The sequence below is a fragment of the Alteromonas abrolhosensis genome, from assembly GCF_001953635.1.
Lineage (GTDB): Bacteria > Pseudomonadota > Gammaproteobacteria > Enterobacterales > Alteromonadaceae > Alteromonas > Alteromonas abrolhosensis.
On record NZ_MEJH01000003.1, the window covers coordinates 44,904 to 69,658 of the forward strand.

The following is a 24,755-nucleotide window of genomic DNA, read 5'->3' on the forward strand; positions in this document are numbered from 1 at the left end:
GACTATCTCCCTGCTCTTACTAGGCGAACACGCGCCGCTGAAGACTTATTTAAAAAGTTATCCACACCTGAATCAAAGTCCAACGCCCATGCGTTTTGCGCATCGTCACTGTTTACGCCATCAGCACTTGGCACTGAGGTCCAATACCATAGGGGCTCGGTCGAGACTGCGCCGGTGTTAGGGAAATAGTCTTCATCAATAGCGACATCATCGGCAATACCTAAATGCATTAATGAAAAGAGTTCATGGTGGGTCGGTAAGCGCCAGTCATAAAAACCACACAAACCTTGCGCATTTACCGCCTGTACATACGCGGAGGTGTTACAACTGGCTAATAAGCACGTGGCATTCGCGCCGGTCTGATCGCCCTCGAAGCCACCGTTTACCTCATCGCTGTACCATGAATAGGTGTAGTCTTTATCTTGAAATGCGCCATCGTCTGTTTTCACTTCCCACACCAACCCAGTCACATTGTCTCTTACACATGACCATGTATCCGCGCTGGCGTCTTGTTCGTCACCGTTAGCATTTAGGCGTGTGAAGTCGAAACCAGCCTTACCGCGCCCCGCCTTCTCAATTAAGCCGTTGCGCTCGATGATATCAGCGCCCCGCTGCCCGTCTTGGCCAGGGAAATCATTTTGCTGCGCTTCGGTTAATGCATTATTGGTTGCTTGCTGTAAAAAGCCGGTATCGTTGAGTAACGGGGTTGGCATTGGGCGTATTCTAACGTTAATAGTGTCTTCTACACTGTTGCCATTGGCGTCGGTCACGGTGAGAGTATAAGCCACTACAGTAGCCGTCGACACGGAAGGCGCAATAGCAAAAGTAGATAATGCATCATTGTCGTCTACCGGGCGACTTGCCACACCCGTCGTTGCCCCGTTGTTAGACGTGACATTGTTGCTACGCTCCCAAGAGTAGGTAAGCGGTAGTGCGCTGGGAATGCTGGTGCTTGCTTCACCATCAAGAATAACCACTTCCCCGCTAAATACACCTTGTGAGAATCCGGCATCAACAACAGGCAAGGTCTCGGTTTCAGACTGCACCGAGATGGTGACCGTATCGATATCTGTTGCACCTTCGCTATCAGTAACTTCAAGCTGGAAAGTGAGTTCCTGCGAGTCGTTAGCAATAGGCGTGGTAATTGTTAAAGTGGAAAGGTTAGTTTCAACGCCCGTAATAACATTGGTACCGCTAGTTTGCGACCATACATAATCAGCAATTTCACCATCGGACGTTGATGAGTCGGTATCGCTACTTCCAGTCCCATCAAAGATAATCTCAACCCCACCAGGAAAAGTATTCGCCGGAAGTCCTTCCCACTCAGGTACATCAATGCTTGCCTCAGGGGCAATGTTAATCGGCGCGACAGTAATAACGGTGAAGTCGCTAGCCGTATTGCCACTTTGATCATTCACCGAAACGGTAAGCGTATATTCAGTGGCGCTGTTAACCAGTGGTGCTACAAAGCTCGCGGCAGACGCACTTGTGTCTTCATGCGTAATTGTTAGTGAAGGAGAAGCACTCCAGTTGTATGTGTAGGTGCCATCGCCACCACTTACTTGTGCACTCAGTGAGTAAGTTACACCTTCAGTGACAGTAGCATCGGGACCCGCATTAACGACTAAGTTGCCATTACCTGATCCTCCACCACTAGAGTCACCATCACCACCACCGCCACCACAGGCGACTAAAATGAAAGCACCACCAATAATGGCTAGCCCGCGAGCCACGGTGCGTGGAAGGTAGCTAGAAACTGAAGACAAACTTGAATGCATACGTACTCCCATCGCACTCTGTGCTACAACCCTATGCCCAGTGCGAGTAAAAACTTGATGTAGATTGAACCGTGAGGAAGCTAATGTACTCTCACGCGTTACACGTAGCGGTTATATGAGGGTTTTCTTTGCTTGCTCTGCTTGTGAGCTAGCTTCTTGGGCTTCAGAAACGGTTACTTGTAACGCTTCTAACTGCTTTTTACCCACCGCTACATCAGTCATGTCGTAAATCATCATACTGATAAAATCCACCTTACCTGTTGCTGAAGTAAGAGGAGAGAGTGTGATGTTCTGGTACATGAATGATTCACTACCTGTAATCGGCCGGTAGTTTGGAAACTTGAACAAATAAGGACGTTGTTCCCATGTCATGAAAGCACGGGTTTTTAAATCAAAGACCGGCTTAGCTTTTTTAACAAACCAGTCTTGTTTTATTGATGGAAAAAGCGAGAACAGCGTTTTGTCTCTCACTTCACTCGGCAAAAGGCCACTGTGACTTTCCATAAAGCCATTCCACACTTGTACTGTGAAGTTTCGATCTAAAACCACAATGCCAACATCTACCGTTTGTAGCATGTCCATCATCCAATGAAATTCTTGTAGCTCGTCTAAATGCTGGCTCATTAAAAATCCTCCAACAAGTGGGCGAGTTTAGAATTCATCATTTTCATAGACTCTTCTGTGAATAACAAAATCAAATCACACTGCACATTGTAGCCTTCAAGACCATAACTTAGTTCAATGGCCAATGTACGCTTCCACTTTATTTGATTCATGCTAATAATTTCAGTGATAGCACGGTGCTGACCAAGCACAATGGGGTGCCCCTGGCTAAAATTGATGTCCATTTGATTCGCTAACCCCGTTAGACAGGTGCCAATCAAAATGCTCGCCGCATCCATAAGAAGCTCCAGCTGGAGCTGATCGTCCACTTCACCTTCAACATTCAGAATTTTTGCAACGTCATCAAAGCTTGAGTCGCTTAAAATACACAACGCTTCACCACTAACCCCTGGCCCAAGAAAGCCTTGGCAAACGGCAGTGACTTGCTCGTGGCTTTCAATGTCGGAAAGCATCATATGAAGTTCAGAGACTTCAATTAAGTTCACGTTGGGAATAGGCAGTTCAACAAATACGTTCATGGTACGCGCGAGGTGGTCTCCCGCCTGCCCCATGGCAATGTTGGTAATTTCCTGATAACAATCGCGAATGTCTGGGTCAAGCGGTGTGACTTCTTCGGGCTCTTCCTCTTCGACGTGAAGAATATTGAATTTATCCAGTACCTCGGCCAACTTCTGCGGGTCCACAGGCTTTCGGATAAAGTCCAATGCCCCAAGAGAAGTCACCCTCTCATGGGCTTCCGGCTGAATATCGCCAGATACAACGATAACTTTGGTTTTAAGACCTTGCTTCTGAATCGCTTCTAATGTGCCGTACCCATCTAGAACAGGCATATTAAGATCGAGCAGTAAAAGATCGCCCTTTCCATCAGCAAGGGCTGACAGAGCATCTTGACCATTCTTAGCAAAGTGCACAGACACTTCCCAGTCTTGGGGAAGGCATTTGGCCACTTGCTTGCGCGCAACTAACGAGTCGTCACATACGAGTACAGAAAACATTAAGTTCTTTTACCACCTAGCTTTTGAAACCAGCTACCGCCAGTATTTTCTAGCAATTTCAATTGTATCGGCACAACTACTGTGAACTGAAGTAACGATTTAGCTCAACTTCGACTTAGTAGCTAACCCACTACTTTTTGTTTGAATAGATACCATGTATATAGTGATACGAAACACCTCACTAAGAAATAGCACTTTTGGGGAATATTGCCAGCACGTTTTTAGTAGTACGCCTTCATCGCTACTAATAAACGAAGTGCATATAGGCGATAAAACCATTTAAACGAATAAACCAAAAATTACCGGTAGCGCCAAGGCGGTGAAGATGCCATTTACGCAAAGTCCCAGTGTTGCCATTGCTGCCACGTCCTCCCCCATTTGAATAGCTTTCGCAGTACCTATAGCGTGAGCAACCGTGCCCATTGCGATACCTTGTGCCTGTCGATTGTGGACATTAAGCACGGCGAACATTCCCGTACCTACAATAGCCCCAACGACTCCAGTCACAATAACAAAAACGGCAGCTAACGCAGGAATTCCACCGATTTGAGCGCTTGATTCCATAGCTAGAGGTGTAGTGATTGACTTAGCCAGCATGGTGATTTGAATTGCCTTCGGTGCATCCAGCACAAAAAGGGTTAACCACGCGGTCACAGGTGCAAGAATGCCTCCAAAAGCAATACTTACCATTAACCGCCAACCGTAATGCTTCAGCTTTTGCCATTGTCGGTAAATAGGTAATGCTAATGCCACGGTAATGGGCCCTAGTAACCAATGCAATAAAGATGCAGCTTGTTGGTACTCGGTAACACCAGTATTGGTTAAATAAAGGCCCACCGAGACTATAAGGGCGGTAACGACGATGGGATGGGCAAGCGGATGACCTTTACATTTCTTATTTACCCACAGCGCAATGATGTAACCAATAACAGAAATGCTAAGCCATAATACGCCAGCTAGGCTGAATGCGTGAAGTAGAGCCTCTTTCATTGTGGCTCTCCATTCTTGCCCTGCGCTTTTGGCTCGGTGTCGCTTTTGCTGTTGAATAGTTGTTGAGAAAACCACGCCGTTAACCCCAAGCTTATGGAGGTCGTTACAACAATTGCGATTGCGATGGCAAGAGCATTAGCCTGAATATCAGCCCAGTAAATAGATACACCGAGTACGGCAGGAATAAACAGCAAAGACATATGCTTTAAGGGGAAAGTTACGAACCGCGCTGTGTGCACTTCAAGCTGAGGGAAAAGAAAAAGCGTTGCGAGTAACAAGAAAAGGCCCATTAATGGACCGGGAATAGGAAGTTCACTCACGTTTACGATAAAAAGCCCAAGATAATAAGCAGCAAACACTAAAATTGCGCCCACTATCGTGTTTCTCACATCTCGCACTATCGCTCCTTATTAGGGCATGATGGTCAATGCTCTTGGCCAAAGCTCAACATGTCCTAGCACTTATTCCTAAAATTTATTCTGAGAGTGTAACGATTAGCGTGTTCGACCACCAGCAGTACCATGGTCGTATAAAAGGATTCAGCGACGTTCCTACTGTACCTTTATGTTCAATCTGTCTGCCAAAATTGATAGTAGTATTTGTGAGTAATTTTAAAGGCCTCGCCGCCCTGCATAATTACCCGCTGCTGATTAAGCTTTTGTTCCAAGTGCGCAACATGTTTTGCGTTTACCGCCACTGAGCGGTTACAACGTTTAAAGTTTTGCTCTCCCAAGCGCTTAAGAAGTTCGCATAAGGTAGTTCGAACTACGTAACTTTCTGACAGCGTCTGAACACACATGTAGTCTCCAGCAGCTTCAATCCATTTAATCTCTGCTGGGTTTAAGCAGCACCATCCGTTTTCTGCACGAAGCCCAACCACATTAAGCTGATTATTTTTGCTTAACTGCTGACGTAGCGTGGCCAACAGCGCAGGCTCAGAAACGCCATACTGTTCACACAGCCCTTTTACTAGCATATTAAATTGAAAGTCCCGCTCATAAAAACAGTATTTAGTTTTAACACGCTCAATAGCGTTTAATAATTGTGGCTCTTCAAAAGGTGATTTAACAAACCCAGATGCATTATGTGAAAACGCCAAAAGTGCCTCTTCATCCGTATTTCCTACCGCTAACCAATAACGCGATGCGAGATTTCGACTTGACTGAGTAACAGAGTAAAACCCTATGGATTGAGGATGCTTCTCGGCTAACGCCAAACAGTGACCGACCGATTGTGCGCCATGGACACAACTGAATTGGCCAAGCCTCTCTAGTATTTCGCAAAGAGAGCTTTGCATTGACTCAGAATTTAGAAAAACCAATGCGATCATCTGCGATCCTTTGCAAGTGCATACAGCAATAGTGTCTAGTAGTTCCTATCCTGTTTTTATTAAGCAACAAGGTTTAGGAAGCGAGTAGTATTAAAAAGCGAAAAAGGGGCTACGAGCTACATAGCCCAATCGCCAGGGTAGAAAACGTTTCATTAGCGTTTTGCAGTTAACACACTTGGGCTAGCATTAATGCGACGAGCAATTAGCTGGGCGTTTTTAGACGCATTGTGGGTAAGCGCAAAAGTGAGCATATCTTGTCCATTGCACATCAACCCCTCATGAAGCGTGCGCATATTAAAACCCGATACTTTCACAGCGCGATGTAATTTTAATCGGCTGTCGCTTTTTACTGCTTCACATACTGCAATTAAGTTTTTTTCGATGTGCTTAGGGTATGGTGCGGCATTCGCAACTGTGGCAGTTAGCGACAAGGTCATTCCTAGTAAAGCAAATTGGGTAACACGGCGTGACATAAACATAACAAGTTCCTCTGATAATATTTGGCAACGCGGTGACGACCTCTTTTGCCCCCGCACCATTAAATTAGTGAAACTTTGTAAAATTCACGCTATAAAAACGTTAAAGCACCGCTATTTGAGACGTTGCGATAAGTACACAAAAGCTAAGGTTTAATAATCGGTCTAAACTGTTATTAGTCGTGCTTAACACACACTTTGCAACATTCTAAGAAATACACACAACGCAAAGTAGAAAATTATAAGCAGATAAATTTGCCAGCGAAGCTGTGCTGGCATAATTCTAATTTCTTAACACGAATTCAAGGATGAGCCATGTTAGAACAACAGCAATACCATCTTATAAGAGAACAAATGCAGCCAGGCGATATCATTGCATTTGGCGGAAACAGCTTGTTTTCTCGCTGGACTAAACTCACTACACGCTCAGCGGTTACCCATGTGGCGATTGTTATGCAAACCAAAATGCGGGATGAAAATTCCAATCGATACTTTAATCAAGTGATGGAGGCTACATCCTTTCGTGGGAAGCGAGGTGTTATGACCAATAGACTTAGTGAGCGTGTGGCATCTTATGACGGCGATATATGGTGGTTGCCATTGTCTAGTGCATCAAGAAGTATCTTTGAACAAAATAAAAAAGACTTCTTCAATTTCATGTTTGAACAAGACGGAAAGCCATACGACGTGCTGCAGCTATTCGGCTCTGCGGTAGACGCAATTGATGAACATCCCCTGTTTGGCAGCATTAGTTACAATCAAGAAGACTTTACCAGCTGGTTCTGTTCGGAACTGATTGCCGAGGGACTGGAAACTGCAGGCATAGTAAGTGGTGTTAATGCATCAGAAGTTACGCCAGTAGATATCTGTCGATTCAATATTTTCAAAAAGCGTTATGTTCAACTTAAAGGAAAAGGGAGAGTGATTGGAGGGTTCAACTCGCTCAATGCAGATAACTGGGGCCAGATTGCCTAACCCCATTCATTTAAAACGCACCTACTCGGATAGGTAGTTAGGTGTGTTTTAGAAAATACTGTCTTGGTGAATCTTAATAAACATGCTCGTACCAATTTTAGAGTAATCAATTTTGTACTCTTTCCCATTAAGGGTTTGTACGAACAATAGTGTTTTTTCGTCACCAAACACATCACTGGTGGTTACATCTACCAGTTCCATGTCCATCATCTTAGCATCGCGCTTATTTTCAGGCACTTTGCCTTCATATTGCTTAATACCTTTATAAGTAACAAGAATTGGCGGATGCTCATCACCATTGATCACCAATAGATCTAGTTTTCTTATTTTATGAATGATGGTATTTCGACCACTTGTAATGAAGGGTTTTTCAGTCATTCTCATCTCCGCGACCGCTCACCTGCTTTATAGTTATTAACAACGAATGTAAGTGTTTGAGTTTATCACGATGTTAACAAACAGCACATAAGCATTTGGTTGATATATGTGTGCAAAGTATAAACATAAATTACATAAAATGAGCAATAAATCGCTATTTTTTGCGTTTGGCGTGTGTTTTTACAAATTCCTCGTCGGTTAAACTTTGCAAAAATGCGACCAGCGCAGCCTTTTCTTCCTCTGTAATCGCAAAGCTTTTTATGAACGGACTGCGGTAAGGATTAGGGCTTTCAGCGACATTGCCACCTCGAGCATAAAACTCAATGACTTCTTCAAGCGTGGCAATGCTGCCATCATGCATATAGGGTGCAGTCAGGGCTATATTGCGTAAAGTAGGCGCTCTAAACTTCCCCATATCATCTTTATTGTGAGTAACGCTGTAAAGCCCGATATCCGATTCCGGATAACTGCCTTTCCCATCTTCATTATATAGCCCCGTGTTGTGAAACGGCTGCGCGGTAAAAGGTTGAAAGCTATGCTTTGATGATTGAGTGAAGTTCAGACCTCCGTGGCAGTGAAAGCACTCTGTGCGCTCTGAAAAAAACAGATTCAAACCTTCAAGCTGCTGGGGAGTTAATGCATCGTCATCTTGAGCGTAAGCATAGTTATCAAAAGCACTATTAAACGACACTAAACTTCTTACGTAGCTCGCGAGCGCCTTCACAATATTATTTAAATTGGGGGTATCATCACCATAAGCCGCCTCAAATAGCGCTCGATATTCGCTTCCCTCAAAGCGCTTTAATATGCCCTTTTCATTTCCCGTTACGCCCATTTCCACTGGATGTTCGTTAAAAAGCGGAATCATTAACTGCTTTTCTATGCTTTCTAAATTGTTGTGTGCCCAAGTGAAGGATGCATTATAGGCCACGTTTACTAGCGCTAATGCGTTACGGTTTAGCGCATCTCCGTTCGCGCCTACTGAAACCGTCTTAGGTTCAGCGAAAGCATGCTCTGGGTCATGGCAGCTGCTACAAGATATCGTATTGTTTGCACTTAAGCCTTTATCAAAGAAAAGCTTCTCTCCCAACATTATGCTTTCTTCGGTCAGAGGATTGTCGGCCGGAACGGGTGGCGGTGGAATATTGTGAGGCAAATTCCAAGAGTATGGCGTGGGCGATTTACTGCAGGCACCTATCACCATAGTAAAACAGAAAACTACGCCAACCTGAAAAGCGAGTTGTGCTCGCTTTTCAGTGCGAAGTGAAAGCGAAGTTACTGCCACTTAATCCACGGCCTATGTACTAAATTCTGAATAAGCTTTTTACAGGGTTCAACTTCAGGTGACTCAAACATGCAGCTTGGAGCTTCGTTTATATTAACTTGCGCGACAATGTTAGACACCGACACTTCCAGATCTAAATCGGTATCAAGTTGCGTCATTGGTAAAATAAATTCCACACGGTTAGTCAAAGCACAAGATTTTTCAGGAGCTCTTACCGCTGATTCAGAGTCGCACCCCACGCTACCTAAATGATAAGACCATTTGCGTGTTTCTTCTGAGCCTTTAGACACATCCAGTCTCAAAAACTTGTGACCGTTTTGCCAGCTCCAAAACATAGAACTGTCGTTCAATGGTGAAGGCTGCGCTAGCGGGTTAGCGTGATTATCTTCAAAGGGCAGCCCCATAGTAAAGCGCAGGTTGGTAGACAGCTTTAATAGCTCTTCTGATACATCCAACACAATTTTACTATTGGCATCTTCTGGATTATTGCACTTGTTGTGAAACTTCAGTAACGCTACGTTTGGCGTCTGCCACTGTGTTTGCTTAAACTTAACCCGCTGCCATTTCCCATCAATCCGTAATTCTGGCTTGCTAAGGTAAAAGCCAAAATAATCAATATTCCAACGCTGTTGCCCAATGCTCATTATCATCGGGCAAGCACCTGTATCGACTCCAACCAACTTGAACGGGATTTCACCTGGCTCCCGTCCTTTGAGATTTATTACGTCACATCCAGCTAAAGACACTAAGGCGGCTAAGAGTAACGAAGGCATGACACTCATGCGAAAAGGCATTTTCATTTACTTATGTACTTCCTTTGGATATCTGGTAGTTTTTTATACAAACCACTATTTTATATTTTTACACTTGCACGGACGACAAGATGAAAACATTACCATTAACGCTCATAGTGCTGCTTTTTGCATTTATGAGTCAAGGTGCTCTGGCACACACCGACCACGACAAAGCGCGATTCGTTGCCGAAGATGGCGTGGATGCAGGCAAGTGTGACAACCGTTTCAGACCGTGTAAAACACTAACCTATGCCGCGCGACAGGCCAATAAAGGCGACAAGATTCTGGTTGCAGAAGGTCAGTATCATTTCGACAACGCTCAACATGCACAAGTTCTAAACGACAGCCTTTTACCCGTATTAGGGGGCTTTTCCCGAAAAGATCATTACCAGGCGCAAAAGCCAGCGTTGCATAAAACCACATTGATTAACGTACCTGCGTATTTATCAGAAGCGCTTTATGAAAAAGGTTTCGACAGTATTGCTGACGGGAAGGCCGCGACTTCGCTTGAAACTCAGGCATCATCGCACATGGTATTGAGTACCGAAGTCAGTGCAAATGAGACATGCACAAATGGGACGGCCGCCGACTTCCCATGCAGCAATATCGATTTACTCTCTCACGTGCCTGTTAACGTATTATCGTCGGTCTCAAATGGTGCTAATGATATTTGGGGGCACGTTGATTTAAACAACCGCCGGGAATACGCCATTATCGGTATGCAGGCGAGCATTGCAGTTGTAGATGTAACAGAGCCAGCAGCGCCTGTAGTAGTAGGTGAAATTACAGGGCAAAGTACGACATGGCGCGACATAAAAGTTTATCAGTACTTCGATAGTGCGGCAGGGCGTTTTAAAGCGTACGCCTATGCCAGCGCCGACAGCGTGACCGAAGGGTTTACTATCATAAACCTTAACGACCTTCCCAATAGCATTAGTTTAACGAAGCGCAACACTGACAATAACCGTGCGCACAATATTTACATCTCTAACGTAGATTACACCCTTAATACCCCATTGAATGACGCAGTGCCTCAATTGCATTTGGTTGGACAAGACAGTAACGGCGGCGCCTTTCGTTCATACGCGCTCACTTCCCCACAAACACCAACGGCATCTTACATACCTAGCGGTCTCACACGTGCCGACTATACGCACGATGCATCATCTATGCGCGTTACCGACGCAAGAGCGCAAACTGACTGTGTGAATGCCACTTCGGCTGGGTGTACGGTAATGCTCGATTTTAATGAAGATGCAATGCGCCTTTGGGATCACACGAACACAAACAGTGCCACTGAACTAAGTCGTGTAAGTTACAACGAAGTTGCCTATACCCACAGCGGTTGGTTTAGCGAAGACAAGCAGTACGCCTTTGTACACGATGAATTGGACGAGAGGAATTTCAGCTTAAATACCCGGGTTATGATTTTTGATATTTCATCACTCTCAACACCTGTGCTCGCCAGCATTTGGACCAGTGATAACGGCACTATCGATCACAACGGCTACGTGAGAGGAAACCGCTATTATATGTCTAACTATGAGCGTGGCTTAACGGTATTAGACATTTCAGACCCTACTGCACCTGTGGAAGCAGGCTTTTTCGACACCTACCCTGCTTTTAACAGCACCAACTTTAATGGTGCGTGGGGCGTCTACCCGTTTCTACCTAGCGGTAATATTTTGGTTAGTGATATTCAGCGCGGTTTGTTTGTATTAAAAGACAATACTTTAAGCGCAACAACAGTCGCGGCCTTCTCTCAGGCTAATTATGAAACGGATGCTGATACAACCTTAAGCCTTCCTGTTAATAAGACAGGTACCGGGGCTATGACAGTTGCGTATGAAGTAATAGCGGGTTCAGCCACCAGCAGTGATGTAATGTTAGCGTCTGGAGAACTCAGTTGGGGGGCATCTGAAACACAGGCTAAAAACATCACGTTAAGCGTAAGTGCTAATGAAGATACCGAAAGCAATGAGGTATTTTTCGTCAGACTATTTAACCCGCAAGGAGGAGGTATCGCCTCTGGTAGCAGTTATGCTCAAGTCACGATTAACGGTGCTGCCCAACAAGGAAAAATTGAATTAAGCGCTGGCGAGCTCGCTGTTTTAGAGACCGACTCTGAATTTGCATTAAACATTGTTCGCCAAGGAGGAAGTGAAGGCGAAGTAAGTGTGAATTATTCACTGGAAAGCGGGACAGCAGTGAGCGATGAAGACTTTGTCAGCCAAAGCGGCACGCTAACTTGGAGCGACGGCGATACCAGTTCGAAGACCGTAAATATAGCGCTTATTAACGATACTAACGAAGAAGACAACGAACAATTCCGTTTAGTGCTTGCTTCACAAGACACCAATTTTCTAGGTGGTGTGGTAGAAACGCTGATTACAATAAAAGACGATGAGAGCAATCAGGCCCCTGTGGTAAACGCAGGAACAGATGTTGAAACCGATGTAAGAGCCAGCGTTGAATTAACCGGGAGCGCCCAAGACCCCGAAGGGGCTTTAACAAGCGTAGTATGGACGCAAACCGCTGGCGACACGGTTACCATCAGGAATGCAGATACATTGACTATGTCTTTTACTGCCCCATCATCACAAAGCACTTTAACCTTTTCGTTAACCGCAACAGATGAGTTTGGAGTTAGCACCAGCGATACCGTTACGGTTACCGTAAACGAAAGTGTAGTGAGCTTGCCAACGGATACTAATTCAAATAGCTCTGGTGGAGGCGGTTCTACGACTCTGTTAACCATGTTGGGTTTGGTATTAGCGCTTGGATGGCGCCGTGTTAAATTGCCGAACAAGGCACATTAACTACAGCTTAGTGAACAAAAATAAAGCAAACAAATCACAAAGCCACCAGCGAGGCGTGACAAGGCAAATAAAACTGCTTATACTTGCGCTCGCTTGTGGTTGTTATGCATAGCAATTTGCATTAAAAAACTGCACAGCACGTCTCAAAATGGCCCCATAGCTCAGTTGGTTAGAGCATCCGACTCATAATCGGCAGGTCCCCTGTTCAAGTCAGGGTGGGGCCACCATTTTTCCTACGCTTCAACGATAGTTATTACTAACCTGATTTGGTTGGTGCTACCTCTGTGCTACTATAAGCAACATAACACATAGGATTATTAAGTTCCCGATAAAAAAGCTTAAACCAGCTCAGGTCTGATGCTTCTTGCTACCTAAAGATTTTTTACCTTGAATATTAATACTTAATACTACTGTAGTTGTCCATTGGGTAGCACGAAGATTCTTAAACAGTTACACCGTTTTCGATTTTTAGAGGTTTATTTCATTTCAATCAAAGGCCAAATGCTTTTTCCCACCTTTTTCGCTGCCCATACTTTTTCTCTTCCGACGATAATTACAACCATTGGTTCAGGTGCCAAAAGATGCTTCCCCCAGCTATTTAGGTCTCGATGGGAAGGAGTCGGGTAATCCTCTGGGTGTGTGTGCCATTCCCCCAAGTATTGGAGTGTTCCTGCAGAACGGCTATGTGCCTCATTAACCACCAGTTGGTGGTGAGGGCCAAGCCTATTAACAGCGAATCGACTCTGCACATCGCCATTTCCAGGCTCTGAGACCTCTTTAATTACTAAATGTTTGCCTCTTCGTTCTCCGATTAGAACACCAGCAGCCTCTTTATTGAATATACAACTTTGGCGATATGATAATAAAGTTTTGTGGGCGTTAGTCATGACTACTACTAGATGATCGTTCTCATCTTTAAATGTAAGTTCAGCAGCGACCATGACAAATTCCACAATTATTTTGCCTTCGCTGGATTTTTGGTTTACGTGATTTACTCCCATCAAACATGTGTTCGCAGTAAGTCCAAGGCAACTTTTCTTCTAAGGTATAAAGCGCAGCTTCTTGAATCATACTTGCTGTAATTGTACTAACAGCAGCATCATAGGGCGTGTAAGTACTCCCACAACTAACCCTTTTCTCAGCTGATTGATCGATTCCTTCAAACCGTGTGTCCACACCATTCTGGTAGAGCATTGGTTCGGCTAGCATGCATCCGAAACAGCAACTACCGTTGTCAATAAGTACTTTTGAAGCTCTTCCGTTACCATCATTAAAGCCATGAATAACAACTGGTCGATCCTCTAATGACAAGGAGCGTACCGTTGATGAAATGCGCTTAGATACTGGGGGTCTGCCTGTAGCGTCAATAATCACATCGTATTTTTTTAAGGTTTCTGTGGTTATCGGAAATCGCCTGTTTATGCCTACAATCTTACATTCCTGATGAATAGAAGATTGGAGATGGTCAGTCATCGCTAAGGCTTTGTTTTCTCCAAAATAGGAACTTGGAAGAGGATGGCGACCAAAATTATGCGGTTTATAATCATCATCATCGTAAATATGTAAGTAACCATTCCCGCATCCTGCCCCCGACCTCAAAATTAAACTAGCTACATAACCACCAATAGTGCCGCAACCAATAAGCGCAATTCGTCTAGAACCGAGATCACCAACTTTAGGACGAGATGAATTTCGACTCATGAGCGTTTCTTTATCAGCCCTAATGACTCCAACGCGAATGAACTCTTTAAATGAGTTTTTACCTGATAAGCTATTTGCTAAATTTCCATGGTTACGTTTTCTTTGACCTTTCCTACGGGTATACCGCTTCAATTCTGTTGCATGGTTATTTAGTTCAACATACAGGCCTATAATATCCTGCCCAAAAACATCAAACAGCAAGACCCGCCGCTTGACTGGGTTATTTGCAAAATTATCTAACAAGCGAGTTTTGCCTGCGGGGTCTACTTTGCTAAGCCACTCGAGGAAGTTTTTAAAATCTTTAGGAGGCCAGGTAATCCCGCCTAAACTTGTAGGCTTAATACGAAAATAAAACGTAGGAAAACTTTTAATTCTGTCGACATCTAAGTTCCTTTGCGCTGACCATTTAACACTCTCTTCGTATTGCCCTCCTGAGCATACAACCCACTCCTCTGACTTCCCATTATGTGCGGATTTAGCACGCGCTATATAACACTGAAGTTTATCGTTTTGGGGAGTGGAAAGGAGGTACATTGTTTTTTGAGGGCACCAGTAGGAAGCAAATTCTCCCTCTATTTCATTGTCGTAAGGAACTCCTCTTTCCGCCGAAGACACTGCATCCTCTAACGTATTTTGGATCTGCTCATCAATCGCTGAGTAGGTCGAGGGTAAATCATTTGGATCCCAATCAGCTTCTTTCTGTTCGACATAGCATAAATACCCTCCTAAATTAATATGGGGTAAAAGACACCCTTGATACTTTTCAGGTCGACGAATAATAAACGCTGAAGGCAACTCCGTATAAGGATCATCCTGAAAACTCAATGCTACTTTAAAAGCCCCTTCTGTTGTTACATACTCCTTAACATAGAAGCCGCTGGCTTGATCAACCAGCGTAATCGATGCATCTCTAGGGATATTCCTAACCAGTAGGTAATGAAAACCAAAACCCAATAAAATTTGATGTAACTGCTCGAACACGTATTGTCAGCCACTAGACATTGTTGTGCTTATCTTCTTAGCGTCACTACTTGAACTTGGTTCATGAGCGAATGCGGCAGCAGATTGCTTCTTAACGATCAAATCACTGTTAGTTACGCGATCTCCAAATGCCAAACTCATTGTCTGAAGTGCAAGCTCTTTTGACTCTGCAACCTCTGCATCAACCAATATTTTTTTCAATTGATAAAGCTTATTAATTACTTCAAGTTCTCGTTCACCATGCTCTGATGAATTTGGAAATAATAGCTTCTCATCTGTATGGTCAGGGCTCTCTACACCGTGAGCAAATTCTTCGGGGAGTCTTTCTGCTAAAAGCCTCATAGTAGCTCCCAAATCACTCTTGTCATGAGTGAATCGATCTAGAATATTGACAGTTGCTGCCATTAACGCGATAGAAGAAGGTCCCCCTTTGTCCCATTGAGCGTCACGCCAAGCTTTCATAAATCTACATACTTTTCGTAAATGACGCCCTATGCGCCTACAACTCTCATTGAACCAATCTTCGATAATCTTAGGGTCACTGTTGATCCACCTTTTCTCTCCATTTCGCATTGCTAGATTCACACATTCAGAATCTACTTCGTACATTGCACTGTTACTAATCCATGTATCAGCGAACTGATCGTAGGATTCGAAGCTCTTTTTTCTTAAAGCTTCTAAAGCGACCTGCTTCTGAAGAAATTGTTGCACTGGTATTGCATACATTGGCACGTCTATGTGGGTATGTGCACTAGGGATCTTAATGCGTGCGCAAGTATTTTTTTCTTCAAACAACCATCCGTCGTTTTCTGCGACCAATGATTTCAATGATGAATCAACTAACAGTAAGAGAATGCGATGTCCAATCCTTGGTTCATTTTCGAATATTGTCATAGGCAAATAAGTTCCATCGTCAATATCCATTTCTTGCGGTGGGAACTTATGAGGGTTATTCAGTGTTTCGTACTGAAAACTACCTTGAGTCCAAAACCTTGGTGTTAATCCAACAAACTCCTGACGAGTTACTTCATCCATACCTTGAAGGAGCTGTATTACTTCGCTTTGAGCTTCAGAATTCAAATATTTTATTTTTGTATTCTGCACCTTCGCTTTAAGCTCTTCGAAATTGAGCGACGAATTATAGCTGGCTCGCACTAACTCTTTGGCCTCTTCAAAAACCTCTTTGATTCTTACACGTACACATTTCCTCAAAGACTTAAGAGCTTCAGACTGGGCACTTTTGAGAGTTAGTTTGCTAATAAGGCCTTCACTACGATTTGTATAGTAGCCATGAAAATTCCAAGTCATTATGTTAGCTCCTCAGCCGCTGTGGGTTAGCGTTTAAACGTCTTTGCTTTGCTTTCAAAAAAAGCTTTTAGTTTTGTATTCTTAGTATATTCAACGGTGGCTAGCTGCTTCCCTCTACTAGCTAAATTCTTTAGGCTGCTTTCACTCGCATTATCTAGAGTTATATCCGAGGCAGCTTCATTCGGAATAGTATCGTCCAAGTATGTGTAATTGTTCAACGCATCATGAGATCCAAGCTCCCTCAATAGCATTGCCTTGTGAAGTAATTGATTGGCAGTCATCGTAGTTAATACAAGTCTTTCGCCTCCACCCCATAGGCCGAGATATCCGTTTCTTCGCTCATTATTAAGAGCAGCTGGACTTACCGTATACTCTTCTCCAAGTGTACCTATGTTTAATATATTGACATCTTCAACCTTGGCATTCGGAAAGTCAGTTGTCATATCTCGAAAAACTTCATGGAGACCGATAAAACTTGGATTATTTGCTACAAGCCCTCCGTCGGCAAAGTAAGCATCCAAGTCTGAACAATAATGAGGTTTGAAATAAGTTGGAGCAGCTGACGTCGCCATTGCGGCATCTACAAGAGTCAAGCGGCCATCCCTGTTGAAATCTGGATTATGAGGGGTCTTGAAAAACTGAGGTTTACCAGTAGAAAGATTTACCGCCGGGATCATGACTCGACGGTTCAAATCGTTGAAGGTTGTATCTTCACCAACCATTGAAGCGACAGTTTCCTTCAGTGGCTGACTGTCATAGAGAGGACGGAATGCTCTTATCCATTTTTTAGACCAAGAACTTTTCATTGGAAAAATAAGAGGAGCCTTTTCACGAAAAACGACTTCAAGCTCTCTTGCACTCTTTCCGGCAGCTAAACCCAAAGCGAGAATTCCACCGATTGATGTTCCAGTTATTAAATCAAAGTATTCACCAGCCTTTATATCGCTCTGTCCAGACCGCTCTTCAATAACACGCTCTATTTCGGCTAGAACACTTATGGTGAACAATCCTCTGGCACCACCACCATTTAAGCTCAGTACTTTTATTTTATTATTTCCGTCAGACATAGTTTTATCGCGTCCATTTTTAATTTAAGTGGGGATGGCTTGAGAAAATTTCAACTACAAATTTTAGACATTTAATTTTTCGGCTACCGTGAGTTTTTATAATATTTATATTGAATATTAGCACGTAAAAAATCACTAAATTACTTACTCGCTAAGTGAGATATACCTCTGTTATACCTGGCCTGAAGTGCCCCATTTCTTGCGAAACAGTTTCGAGCGCGAGTGGGCGTTTGAAGCCAGTATCCATCAACTCGCGCATCCGTTCCTGTGCGTAGCTATGTCTGAGCCCATGGGCTCCTGTAGAAAAGAAAAGGGTGCGTTTTGACGCTTTACTGAAAGAATCTGACCATCGCTTCCCTGCCCCAATATCATAACGCTGAAGGTAGTTGATTTTTCGATCTGTAATCGTCACTGGATTATGCAATCTGCGCCGTTCGAGCTGCTCTACAAGGTCATTAGGAATTAGGACGTGACGTATTAATCCGCCTTTGCCCTGCACCGTGTAAAGCTGACCTTCTCGCCCTGCCCATTTTGAGTTTAAAGCGGGACGTTTGTCAGGGTTTCGCTCTTCAGCTCTGGCAAGCGTCAGAAGCTCATGTGCTCTTAATCCAGCAGCATATGCTATTTGAGTGGAAAGTTGATGTGTGTCAGTTTGATGTTCGGATACTGCTTGTGCCTGCGCCGATGTGTAGGCTCTGGACCTTTTAATTTCTTCCAGCTCTGACTTTACACGATATAAGTTTGTTTTAGGGGGAAGTTTGCCATTCAGTTGCATCATTGCCTGAATGGCCTGTCGCTCCATATCAAGCGCTTTCTGCCCTACAGCTTCCGCTCGGTATTCAAGGTAATACCTTGCAACATCTGGTGTGAGCGATTGAAGTCCATTCAGTTTGTTCTCCTTTGTCCACTTTGCGACAGTTCTGAGAGCTTGTTCGTAATTACGGGCTGTACCATATGACTTGATAATTCTTGCTTTTGTCAGCCCTTTAACTACATTTTCTGCCTGCGTTTCTGCTTTGGCGAACTTAGGCATTTCTGTCCAGCCAACGTTTCACCGTGGTCCAGTTTACTACAACACCTCTACGAACAAGCCAGCGCTGAAGCTCCGCTTTACTAGCGCCCTCTTCATAGAGTTTACGCAGGTGCACACCGTACTTGTCTAGCTTTGACGGTTTATGCCTCTTTCTGGCGATTAGTCGGGTCTCGGCTTTAAGCTGAGACACTTCATGTACTTCATTAAACATTTATGTCATTCCTTAGGTTGTAAGATTAACTGGCTGTATACAGCTCAGCGACACTTAAGCCTATTCGCCCCTGTTTAGCGCATAACGCAAGGCTCGGACCGATCTCGCCTGGGATTTAAAAATCAAAATAGATAGAAACGGCAGCAACTAAGCGCCGAACTTGAACGCCAAAAATGCGGCGCGGCATGACATATATAGAAGGACGTGAGGGTGCCTCACTACGTGGAAACGGCAGCTGGAGAGCGCCGACTTTTTTCGTTGCCCGAACGGGCTAGTGGTTTAAAGATTACCTGCATATAAATCAGGATGCAATCTGCAAATAAAATTCTGCGTGTAAGCACCAGAACCCAGACGCCCGCTATGTTGAAGGCGATTTTTCGACTTCGACATAGCGGGCGGCGGAGCGCCCGAATAAAAGAGAGGGATATTGCTCATGATGCCTCTGTTTTACGGGTGGGTTCTTAGCAAAATTTACGAGGCAATCTGGCAAATAAGACGGAAATATAGAAAAACATGAAAAGGCTTATTATTGGGGTCACGATACTTCGCTATTGTCTGTTTTGATGAAACTCCAATATCGCTTCAGCTAAATCATCTTCTACACAAAACAGAAATGCAGTGGGCACGTTCAGCACTGCACTTAAGGACAGCACCGTTTTAAAGTCTGGTGTATGAACACCGCGCTCGTACTGGTTCATGCGCGCAGACGCTACGAAGTTGTCCATCCCTGCCTGTATCCCTAATTGCTTTTGGGATAGACCTACCCTTGTTCTTGCCTGTTTTAACCGTATTGGGAACGGCGAACCATCATTTGCTTTCAATTGGTGTACGACATCTGCTATTGAAAACTAAGATTTTCTTAGCTTTAATAGCACCTAGATACTAAGGAATACTTAGCCATCAATTTGGCATGCCAAATTGAGCGTGGAGGTAAAAATGGGATTCGAAGGTTTTTTAGGGATTTTAGCGGTTGTCGCTTTATTCATCGTAAGCGCCTTTTTTGGCAGTGATGGAACAGACAGCAAAGGAAATGAACAATTGGATAAGCTGGATGATGGTATGGGAAATGTTATCGCTGATGGTGAGCACATGACTCGTGAAGAGGCTGAGGACGCTCAGGCGCGAGGCGAGCTTTACGATACCTATCTATAGAAATTAGGCATGCCTAATTTTGAGCGGTCTTTTTTTGACTAATGAAAAAACAGGCACTAAATCAGTAAGAGGCTGACATGACAGCATATGAATGGTTTCAGGTTTGGGTATTGATGGTTTTGGCTATTCGAGCTACCCGACGCTATGACAAACTTAAGCACGATCTTTTTGATGCAATTAAAGCTGGGAGAATCTAACTATGGGACCTTTACTTGCTGGCTGCGCATTAATTCTAGGCGTTGTCATTTTCTTTGCGTGTTTATTTCATCTAAAGGTGAATAAACAGCATTAAAGCCGCTGTTCAGGCCTGACTTTTCCATTTTTGAATTTGGCATGCCAAATTCACAGTTTATTTTTTAATCAAAGCTACGCCTCAAATTGGCAGCTTAATGTCGCTTTTTCCTAAAAACAGAAAAACCCCCTTAAAGTCACCCTAGTTTTTCGACCACCCCGTTGCTCATTGCGTTGTAGTTTCATCGGTAAGCATTGAACATTACCAGTGAACAGAGGTAACTACTGTGATGAACCGACACTTAAAACCAAAGCCTGACTTCTATTTATTAGAAGAGGTAGCGGCCATACTCCGCTCAAGTAAAAGAACCATATACAATCGCATATACAGAAACCGCGTATATGGTGAGCAAAACCCCGTCCCCCCATACATAAAAATGAATGGGAAGTTACTCTTTCCTTCCAAAGATTTTGACAATTGGATAGATAGTCAGAAAACAAGCGGTTAGTTTGCGTATAGGATGTAAATAGCTAATGAAATCCGCAAGCGAACTAATCCGGGAGTTATCTTTTTGCGAAGATGTCCCCCAAAAATATATAGCGTACTACCCGACAGTGCTTATTGATCCGGTACTACTACCTTTGCACCAAAAGCAAACCATACCGATAACATGGGCTGAAAAAGAAAACGCCAGGCGAACTTTAAAGTTGGAATGCGAAAGCGGTATTCCAGGTGGCACATTTGGGCGAATGAGTATTTGTTACTGGCAAACTCAATTCACAAAACTTGAGAAGACAACGGGAATCGAAGAAGTAATTGAGGAAGAACTTAAAAAGTCTCAACGACAAGCATTTTTCGATGTTGTGGGAAGAGAGCAAAGTGGATCTAGCCAGTTGACAAGCTTCTATTCTAGTTTCCGCTCAGCCCTCGATATGAAGATCTCCAACGAAGAGCGGTTTACGGCAGCAGAAATGTATACGAAAGGAACAACCAAACCTTTCTCAATTAGTGATGTGAAAAAATCCATGCCTGTAGACTCTAGAGCACTTCAATTACTTTTTCAGCGGAGATCGCCACTAGGAATCGATTTGTATCTGTTTTTAAATATGAAAGCTTACTCTATGAATAAAGAGGGCAATAATGAAAGTAATTTCATTCCTTGGGCAATTCTGGAAGCTGTATTTCATAGCCAAAGAAGTAAATGCAAGAACCTGTACGAATTTAAAGCTAAAGTCATCAAGGCTCTCAGGCACGTGATCTACTGCCTACCAACATGCTCTATTAAGGTAAAGGAAAAAGGAATAGCCTTCAGAAGCGGAAAAACTGCGGTTCAACCACTACAACTGGCTTCATGACATCCTTCAAATTGGGTAATTGGGCAAGGCCTGTACGTGCGGGTGTCGCTGTGTACGAAATGAGTTCGCCGTGTGTACGAAAAAAGTGCTGTTCGTGTACGAGAAAGGTTTGAAATCGATTTATCAAAGTACGAAAAAAGTTTTGTTTGTGTATCAAAAAAGTTCTATCTTCTGTGAAGCCCTTAATATGCTTGGGCTGTAGAGGGGCGCTATTAGTTATCTTTTAGTTTTTATTTATTTATCTATTACTGAACGTACTTATTTTGTGCATAAAACTTTGTTGTAATGTCCACAAAATTCAATATGACTTGCGCCTCCACTTGATCTTTGGCGCTAAAGCTAATAGGTTATTGCAGCCGATAGAACGAGGAACGCAATGAAATTGCATCAAAACAACACAAAAAACAGCAAGGTGGTGATTACCGCCCTGATGCTGTTTGCACAGTTGTTTTTGTTTGCATCAGATGCGTTTGCTTTTGATAGCTTCTTTGAAAGCGCCTCAGAATCACACCATGAACTGTGTGTTCAGGACTCCAGTGTTTGCCAGCCAGATAAAGATGCTGCAGACAACGCAGGTACAGACAACTGTGACCATTGCTGCTCCTGTCACGGGCATTTTACCCATATCGTATTATTTAAAAATACTGATAGCCATTTAGGTAAATTTGGCGAGATGGCACTAGCTGCATATCGTCCTTTCCCTCCCTCTCACTTACAACCTGGTATCGACCGTCCTCCCAGAGCCTGAATCCTAGTCATTTTTTATCTATTTAGTTACTGACCAGGATTTACAATATGAACTCTTTTATTTCGCATGCGCGCAGGCGTATGTGCACTGTGATCGTGAGTAGTGTGTTGCTATTCATATCACCCACTGCAATAAGCAAAACGATAACGCTCGAACAAGCGGCACGACTGACATTGCGGCAACACCCGGATTTACAGCGATATCAGTCGCTGCTCACTGCTACCGAGGCAGATAGAACGCTGGCTAATCTCACTCCGGCTTATCACGTTGGCGTTGAAGCAGAAAACCTGCTCGGTTCAGGAGATGCATCAGGCATTAGTGATGCTGAGCTGACGGTCTCACTCTCCTCTGTTTTCGAGATGGGAGGAAAGCTCGATGCAAGGGTATCCTTAGTTGACGCCAATTTATCCCTGTTACAGTCAGAGCGCTATGTTGCTTCGCTCAAACTGTTAAGCGAACTAACCCGGCACTATGTAAAAACACTCGCAGCTAAAGAGCGGCTGACATTGGCGGAAACGTCTGTTTCTCTCGCTGATGAGGCCTTATCTATCGTTAAACAGCGCGTTGAGAAAGGCGCAACCAATAAAGCTGAATTTCTACGCGCCAGAGCCGCACTTAATCAAGCCAAAGTCGACAAAGCATCCGCTGAAACGTCTCTGGCTATTGCCAAGCAGTCACTTGCACTATTTTGGCAGGGAGATGCTGAGGCAATCGATAAAGTATCGGGTTCACTCAGTACCCTTCCCGCAAAACGGCAGTATTCCGCTGTTTATCAACAGTTTCTTGAATCAGCAAATGTGGAACGACTCACCCAAGCTATCAGTGTGAAAGAAGCTGAACAAAAGCTGGTAGAAAGTAATGCCAGTGCTGATATTTCATGGCGCATAGGTGTACGGCGCTCTCAGGCAGTTCAGGATACGTCTGTTGTTGCTGCTGTTTCCATGCCGCTTTTTGCCGAACAAAGAAACCAAGGCGCTACTCAGGCTGCCCTGGCGAAAAAAGAAGCCGCGGTAATTGCCAGAGACAGTCAGATACTTGAGATAAAAGCATTACTGTTTAAAGCACAGCAATATCTCAATTTCACCATTGATGCTGTAAAGCATATCAACGACACCGTTTTGCCCGACCTTGAAACAGCTACCACGCTCGTGCTCGAAGGTTACCAGCGAGGGGCATACAGCTACCAGGATTGGATTGCATCCAGAGATGCGTTGATACGGGCACGTGCAAAGGTCATCGAATTGAGCGAAAGCGCGTTAGTGAACCAGTCACTCGTTGAACAGTGGACCGGAGTATCCGGTCAGGCTTCTCCTACTCAAGAATTCCGGAATAACCATGAATAGACTATTAGTTATTATCTCACTACTACTGTGTCTGACGGATGCCAATGCCGCAGCAAGTGGTAAACAATCCCACACGGCTGAATCGAAAACATTTACCAATAGCAGCGTATCGTTGACATTACGCATTCAGGATACGAAAGAGGGAGCATATTTACTGGCCGAAAGGGCTGATCGCTCCCAGCCGCTGCCACCTGACGCGCTTAACGTCACGCTCAATCGTATGGGAGGACGTCAGGACATCATCCATTTTGAAAGCTATGAAAATGGGCTCAGGTCCACAAGTTTTATCGCTGAGCCGCACTCATTTCTCGCGAATATTGCACTCTCACTGGGAGAAAATAGCTTTTCGTGGGATTGGGAGAAGCACGAAGCCCGAACTGAGATAGATGATGCGTATTCCAGTCAGGCTGGCGTAACCACAAACGTTGCTACGGGCGGTGAAATAAAAAAGCACACCGAGGTTTATGGTCAGTTGACTATACCGCCACAACAGCGTGCCGAGGTTCACGCCCGGTTTACGGGAATTGTTGAGCAGCTCTTTACTGATATTGGCCAGACTGTGAAAGCCGGGGAGGCAATAGCGCAGGTGCAGTCAAATGACAGCCTCCAGTCTTACGATGTAAAAGCGCCAATCAATGGCGTTGTCGTATCGCGCAACCTGAATATCGGAGAGCTTACCCGCACAACACCGCTTTTTACGATTGTTGATACTTCAGTGCTTTGGGCGGAATTAAAGGTGTTTCCAGCTCACCGTGGTCAGGTTGCTGAAGGTAAATCAGTTCACATTATCGCAAATGGTCGTCAACTCGAGAGCACGATTACCAGCATTGTTCCTTCTCACGAAGGGCAACCCTACCAGCTAGCACTGGTAAAAGTGGTGAACAAGGACGGCCTACTCTCTCCCGGCGATTTAGTCACAGGCATTGTCGACTCACAACAAAAATCGGTGCCGGTAAAAATAGAAAATCGGGCCATTCAAATCCTGAACAATAAGCCGGTTGTGTTCCTGAATGAAGGCAATGCTTATCAGGCAACACCTGTAACCTTAGGATTGCAGGACGACAACTTTTCCGAAGTCGTCGCCGGACTATCTGTCGGACAAAGGTATGTTGTCGACAACAGCTACTTAATCAAAGCGGATATACAAAAATCCGGCGCATCTCACGCGCACTAATGGGGG

The 24,755-nt window shown here is 44.2% G+C and carries 25 protein-coding genes and 1 tRNA gene; 9 read left to right on the plus strand and 17 right to left on the minus strand.

Annotation, left to right across the window (positions count from 1 at the left end):
* Nucleotides 1–2: 2 nt before the first annotated feature.
* The 7 genes from BGK61_RS02335 to BGK61_RS02365 all read right to left on the minus strand — a co-directional run bounded on the left by BGK61_RS02335 (nucleotide 3) and on the right by BGK61_RS02365 (nucleotide 6,196).
* Complete coding sequence (locus BGK61_RS02335; protein WP_076026002.1) at nucleotides 3–1,778, minus strand: Lcl C-terminal domain-containing protein; 1,776 nt, start codon at nucleotides 1,776–1,778, stop codon at nucleotides 3–5.
* Nucleotides 1,779–1,889: 111 nt separating this feature from the next.
* Complete coding sequence (locus tag BGK61_RS02340) at nucleotides 1,890–2,402, minus strand: PAS domain-containing protein (protein WP_076012092.1); 513 nt, start codon at nucleotides 2,400–2,402, stop codon at nucleotides 1,890–1,892.
* Complete coding sequence (locus tag BGK61_RS02345; RefSeq protein WP_076012093.1) at nucleotides 2,402–3,397, minus strand: response regulator; 996 nt, start codon at nucleotides 3,395–3,397, stop codon at nucleotides 2,402–2,404. The genes BGK61_RS02340 and BGK61_RS02345 overlap by 1 nt, the downstream gene beginning before the upstream one ends.
* A gap of 279 nt (nucleotides 3,398–3,676) precedes the next feature.
* Nucleotides 3,677–4,387 carry an LrgB family protein gene (locus BGK61_RS02350; RefSeq protein ID WP_076012094.1) on the minus strand — a complete coding sequence of 237 codons (711 nt, stop codon included), beginning with the start codon at nucleotides 4,385–4,387 and terminating at the stop codon, nucleotides 3,677–3,679.
* Complete coding sequence (locus BGK61_RS02355) at nucleotides 4,384–4,776, minus strand: CidA/LrgA family protein (RefSeq protein WP_240498939.1); 393 nt, start codon at nucleotides 4,774–4,776, stop codon at nucleotides 4,384–4,386. The genes BGK61_RS02350 and BGK61_RS02355 overlap by 4 nt, the downstream gene beginning before the upstream one ends.
* Before the next feature lie 179 nt (nucleotides 4,777–4,955).
* Nucleotides 4,956–5,717: a LytR/AlgR family response regulator transcription factor gene (locus BGK61_RS02360; protein WP_076012096.1), complete on the minus strand. Its 762-nt coding sequence runs from the start codon at nucleotides 5,715–5,717 to the stop codon at nucleotides 4,956–4,958.
* A 152-nt stretch (nucleotides 5,718–5,869) separates the two neighbouring features.
* Nucleotides 5,870–6,196 (minus strand): DUF3718 domain-containing protein, encoded by a 327-nt coding sequence (locus tag BGK61_RS02365; protein ID WP_076012097.1) that lies wholly within the window; start codon nucleotides 6,194–6,196, stop codon nucleotides 5,870–5,872.
* Between the two features lie 312 nt (nucleotides 6,197–6,508).
* On the opposite strand from BGK61_RS02365, the gene BGK61_RS02370 reads away from it, so the two are divergent.
* Nucleotides 6,509–7,168, plus strand: coding sequence for a hypothetical protein (locus BGK61_RS02370; protein ID WP_076012098.1), 660 nt, complete (start codon nucleotides 6,509–6,511; stop codon nucleotides 7,166–7,168).
* 48 nt (nucleotides 7,169–7,216) lie between these two features.
* On the opposite strand, the gene BGK61_RS02375 is transcribed toward BGK61_RS02370, so the two are convergent.
* From BGK61_RS02375 to BGK61_RS02385, 3 genes are all read right to left on the minus strand, one after another.
* Nucleotides 7,217–7,546 (minus strand): hypothetical protein, encoded by a 330-nt coding sequence (locus tag BGK61_RS02375; protein WP_014948463.1) that lies wholly within the window; start codon nucleotides 7,544–7,546, stop codon nucleotides 7,217–7,219.
* A 154-nt stretch (nucleotides 7,547–7,700) separates the two neighbouring features.
* Nucleotides 7,701–8,750 carry an MbnH family di-heme enzyme gene (locus BGK61_RS02380; RefSeq protein ID WP_076012113.1) on the minus strand — a complete coding sequence of 350 codons (1,050 nt, stop codon included), beginning with the start codon at nucleotides 8,748–8,750 and terminating at the stop codon, nucleotides 7,701–7,703.
* A gap of 71 nt (nucleotides 8,751–8,821) precedes the next feature.
* Nucleotides 8,822–9,631 (minus strand): MbnP family copper-binding protein, encoded by an 810-nt coding sequence (locus tag BGK61_RS02385; RefSeq protein ID WP_076012099.1) that lies wholly within the window; start codon nucleotides 9,629–9,631, stop codon nucleotides 8,822–8,824.
* Nucleotides 9,632–9,714: 83 nt separating this feature from the next.
* On the opposite strand from BGK61_RS02385, the gene BGK61_RS02390 reads away from it, so the two are divergent.
* Nucleotides 9,715–12,444, plus strand: a complete 2,730-nt coding sequence (locus BGK61_RS02390; protein WP_076012100.1) for a choice-of-anchor B family protein — start codon at nucleotides 9,715–9,717, stop codon at nucleotides 12,442–12,444.
* 150 nt (nucleotides 12,445–12,594) lie between these two features.
* Nucleotides 12,595–12,671 (plus strand) — tRNA-Ile (locus BGK61_RS02395).
* Between the two features lie 249 nt (nucleotides 12,672–12,920).
* On the opposite strand, the gene cap3 is transcribed toward BGK61_RS02395, so the two are convergent.
* From cap3 to BGK61_RS02430, 7 genes are all read right to left on the minus strand, one after another.
* Nucleotides 12,921–13,385 (minus strand): CBASS system CD-NTase/cGAS isopeptidase Cap3, encoded by a 465-nt coding sequence (cap3, locus tag BGK61_RS02400; protein WP_076012114.1) that lies wholly within the window; start codon nucleotides 13,383–13,385, stop codon nucleotides 12,921–12,923.
* Nucleotides 13,372–15,126, minus strand: a complete 1,755-nt coding sequence (locus BGK61_RS02405) for an E2/UBC family protein (RefSeq protein ID WP_076012101.1) — start codon at nucleotides 15,124–15,126, stop codon at nucleotides 13,372–13,374. The genes cap3 and BGK61_RS02405 overlap by 14 nt, the downstream gene beginning before the upstream one ends.
* 6 nt (nucleotides 15,127–15,132) lie before the next feature.
* Nucleotides 15,133–16,434 (minus strand): CBASS cGAMP synthase, encoded by a 1,302-nt coding sequence (locus tag BGK61_RS02410; RefSeq protein WP_076012102.1) that lies wholly within the window; start codon nucleotides 16,432–16,434, stop codon nucleotides 15,133–15,135.
* 26 nt (nucleotides 16,435–16,460) lie between these two features.
* Nucleotides 16,461–17,501 carry a CBASS cGAMP-activated phospholipase gene (locus BGK61_RS02415; RefSeq protein WP_076012103.1) on the minus strand — a complete coding sequence of 347 codons (1,041 nt, stop codon included), beginning with the start codon at nucleotides 17,499–17,501 and terminating at the stop codon, nucleotides 16,461–16,463.
* A gap of 151 nt (nucleotides 17,502–17,652) precedes the next feature.
* A complete protein-coding gene (locus tag BGK61_RS02420; RefSeq protein WP_076012104.1) occupies nucleotides 17,653–18,534 on the minus strand; it encodes a site-specific integrase in 882 nt (293 codons plus the stop codon).
* The gene (locus BGK61_RS02425) at nucleotides 18,527–18,745 is read right to left on the minus strand and encodes a hypothetical protein (RefSeq protein WP_076012105.1); all 219 of its coding nucleotides are present in this window, start codon (nucleotides 18,743–18,745) and stop codon (nucleotides 18,527–18,529) included. The genes BGK61_RS02420 and BGK61_RS02425 overlap by 8 nt, the downstream gene beginning before the upstream one ends.
* Before the next feature lie 548 nt (nucleotides 18,746–19,293).
* Nucleotides 19,294–19,566 carry a helix-turn-helix domain-containing protein gene (locus tag BGK61_RS02430; protein ID WP_076012106.1) on the minus strand — a complete coding sequence of 91 codons (273 nt, stop codon included), beginning with the start codon at nucleotides 19,564–19,566 and terminating at the stop codon, nucleotides 19,294–19,296.
* Between the two features lie 115 nt (nucleotides 19,567–19,681).
* Between BGK61_RS02430 and BGK61_RS02435 the strand changes: the two genes are divergently transcribed.
* From BGK61_RS02435 to BGK61_RS02460, 6 genes are all read left to right on the plus strand, one after another.
* Nucleotides 19,682–19,897, plus strand: a complete 216-nt coding sequence (locus BGK61_RS02435) for a hypothetical protein (RefSeq protein WP_076012115.1) — start codon at nucleotides 19,682–19,684, stop codon at nucleotides 19,895–19,897.
* Nucleotides 19,898–20,418: 521 nt separating this feature from the next.
* Nucleotides 20,419–20,637, plus strand: coding sequence for a helix-turn-helix transcriptional regulator (locus BGK61_RS02440; protein ID WP_076012107.1), 219 nt, complete (start codon nucleotides 20,419–20,421; stop codon nucleotides 20,635–20,637).
* A gap of 25 nt (nucleotides 20,638–20,662) precedes the next feature.
* Entirely contained in the window at nucleotides 20,663–21,484 is an 822-nt protein-coding gene (locus BGK61_RS02445) for a hypothetical protein (RefSeq protein ID WP_076012108.1), read from the plus strand.
* 376 nt (nucleotides 21,485–21,860) lie between these two features.
* Nucleotides 21,861–22,232 (plus strand): hypothetical protein, encoded by a 372-nt coding sequence (locus BGK61_RS02450; protein ID WP_076012109.1) that lies wholly within the window; start codon nucleotides 21,861–21,863, stop codon nucleotides 22,230–22,232.
* 47 nt (nucleotides 22,233–22,279) lie between these two features.
* Nucleotides 22,280–23,575 carry a TolC family protein gene (locus BGK61_RS02455; RefSeq protein ID WP_076012110.1) on the plus strand — a complete coding sequence of 432 codons (1,296 nt, stop codon included), beginning with the start codon at nucleotides 22,280–22,282 and terminating at the stop codon, nucleotides 23,573–23,575.
* Entirely contained in the window at nucleotides 23,568–24,749 is a 1,182-nt protein-coding gene (locus BGK61_RS02460; RefSeq protein ID WP_076012111.1) for an efflux RND transporter periplasmic adaptor subunit, read from the plus strand. The genes BGK61_RS02455 and BGK61_RS02460 overlap by 8 nt, the downstream gene beginning before the upstream one ends.
* Nucleotides 24,750–24,755 lie beyond the last annotated feature (6 nt).

Bases quoted from the DNA above. Each gene is read 5' to 3' on its own strand.
- BGK61_RS02335 (WP_076026002.1), bottom strand. From the start codon at position 1,778: ATGCATTCAAGTTTGTCTTCAGTTTCTAGCTACCTTCCACGCACCGTG.
- BGK61_RS02340 (WP_076012092.1), bottom strand. From the start codon at position 2,402: ATGAGCCAGCATTTAGACGAGCTACAAGAATTTCATTGGATGATGGAC.
- BGK61_RS02345 (WP_076012093.1), bottom strand. From the start codon at position 3,397: ATGTTTTCTGTACTCGTATGTGACGACTCGTTAGTTGCGCGCAAGCAA.
- BGK61_RS02350 (WP_076012094.1), bottom strand. From the start codon at position 4,387: ATGAAAGAGGCTCTACTTCACGCATTCAGCCTAGCTGGCGTATTATGG.
- BGK61_RS02360 (WP_076012096.1), bottom strand. From the start codon at position 5,717: ATGATCGCATTGGTTTTTCTAAATTCTGAGTCAATGCAAAGCTCTCTT.
- BGK61_RS02365 (WP_076012097.1), bottom strand. From the start codon at position 6,196: ATGTTTATGTCACGCCGTGTTACCCAATTTGCTTTACTAGGAATGACC.
- BGK61_RS02370 (WP_076012098.1), top strand. From the start codon at position 6,509: ATGTTAGAACAACAGCAATACCATCTTATAAGAGAACAAATGCAGCCA.
- BGK61_RS02375 (WP_014948463.1), bottom strand. From the start codon at position 7,546: ATGACTGAAAAACCCTTCATTACAAGTGGTCGAAATACCATCATTCAT.
- BGK61_RS02380 (WP_076012113.1), bottom strand. From the start codon at position 8,750: ATGGTGATAGGTGCCTGCAGTAAATCGCCCACGCCATACTCTTGGAAT.
- BGK61_RS02385 (WP_076012099.1), bottom strand. From the start codon at position 9,631: ATGAAAATGCCTTTTCGCATGAGTGTCATGCCTTCGTTACTCTTAGCC.
- BGK61_RS02390 (WP_076012100.1), top strand. From the start codon at position 9,715: ATGAAAACATTACCATTAACGCTCATAGTGCTGCTTTTTGCATTTATG.
- cap3 (WP_076012114.1), bottom strand. From the start codon at position 13,385: ATGGTCGCTGCTGAACTTACATTTAAAGATGAGAACGATCATCTAGTA.
- BGK61_RS02410 (WP_076012102.1), bottom strand. From the start codon at position 16,434: ATGACTTGGAATTTTCATGGCTACTATACAAATCGTAGTGAAGGCCTT.
- BGK61_RS02415 (WP_076012103.1), bottom strand. From the start codon at position 17,501: ATGTCTGACGGAAATAATAAAATAAAAGTACTGAGCTTAAATGGTGGT.
- BGK61_RS02420 (WP_076012104.1), bottom strand. From the start codon at position 18,534: ATGCCTAAGTTCGCCAAAGCAGAAACGCAGGCAGAAAATGTAGTTAAA.
- BGK61_RS02425 (WP_076012105.1), bottom strand. From the start codon at position 18,745: ATGTTTAATGAAGTACATGAAGTGTCTCAGCTTAAAGCCGAGACCCGA.
- BGK61_RS02435 (WP_076012115.1), top strand. From the start codon at position 19,682: ATGGGATTCGAAGGTTTTTTAGGGATTTTAGCGGTTGTCGCTTTATTC.
- BGK61_RS02440 (WP_076012107.1), top strand. From the start codon at position 20,419: ATGAACCGACACTTAAAACCAAAGCCTGACTTCTATTTATTAGAAGAG.
- BGK61_RS02445 (WP_076012108.1), top strand. From the start codon at position 20,663: ATGAAATCCGCAAGCGAACTAATCCGGGAGTTATCTTTTTGCGAAGAT.
- BGK61_RS02450 (WP_076012109.1), top strand. From the start codon at position 21,861: ATGAAATTGCATCAAAACAACACAAAAAACAGCAAGGTGGTGATTACC.
- BGK61_RS02455 (WP_076012110.1), top strand. From the start codon at position 22,280: ATGAACTCTTTTATTTCGCATGCGCGCAGGCGTATGTGCACTGTGATC.
- BGK61_RS02460 (WP_076012111.1), top strand. From the start codon at position 23,568: ATGAATAGACTATTAGTTATTATCTCACTACTACTGTGTCTGACGGAT.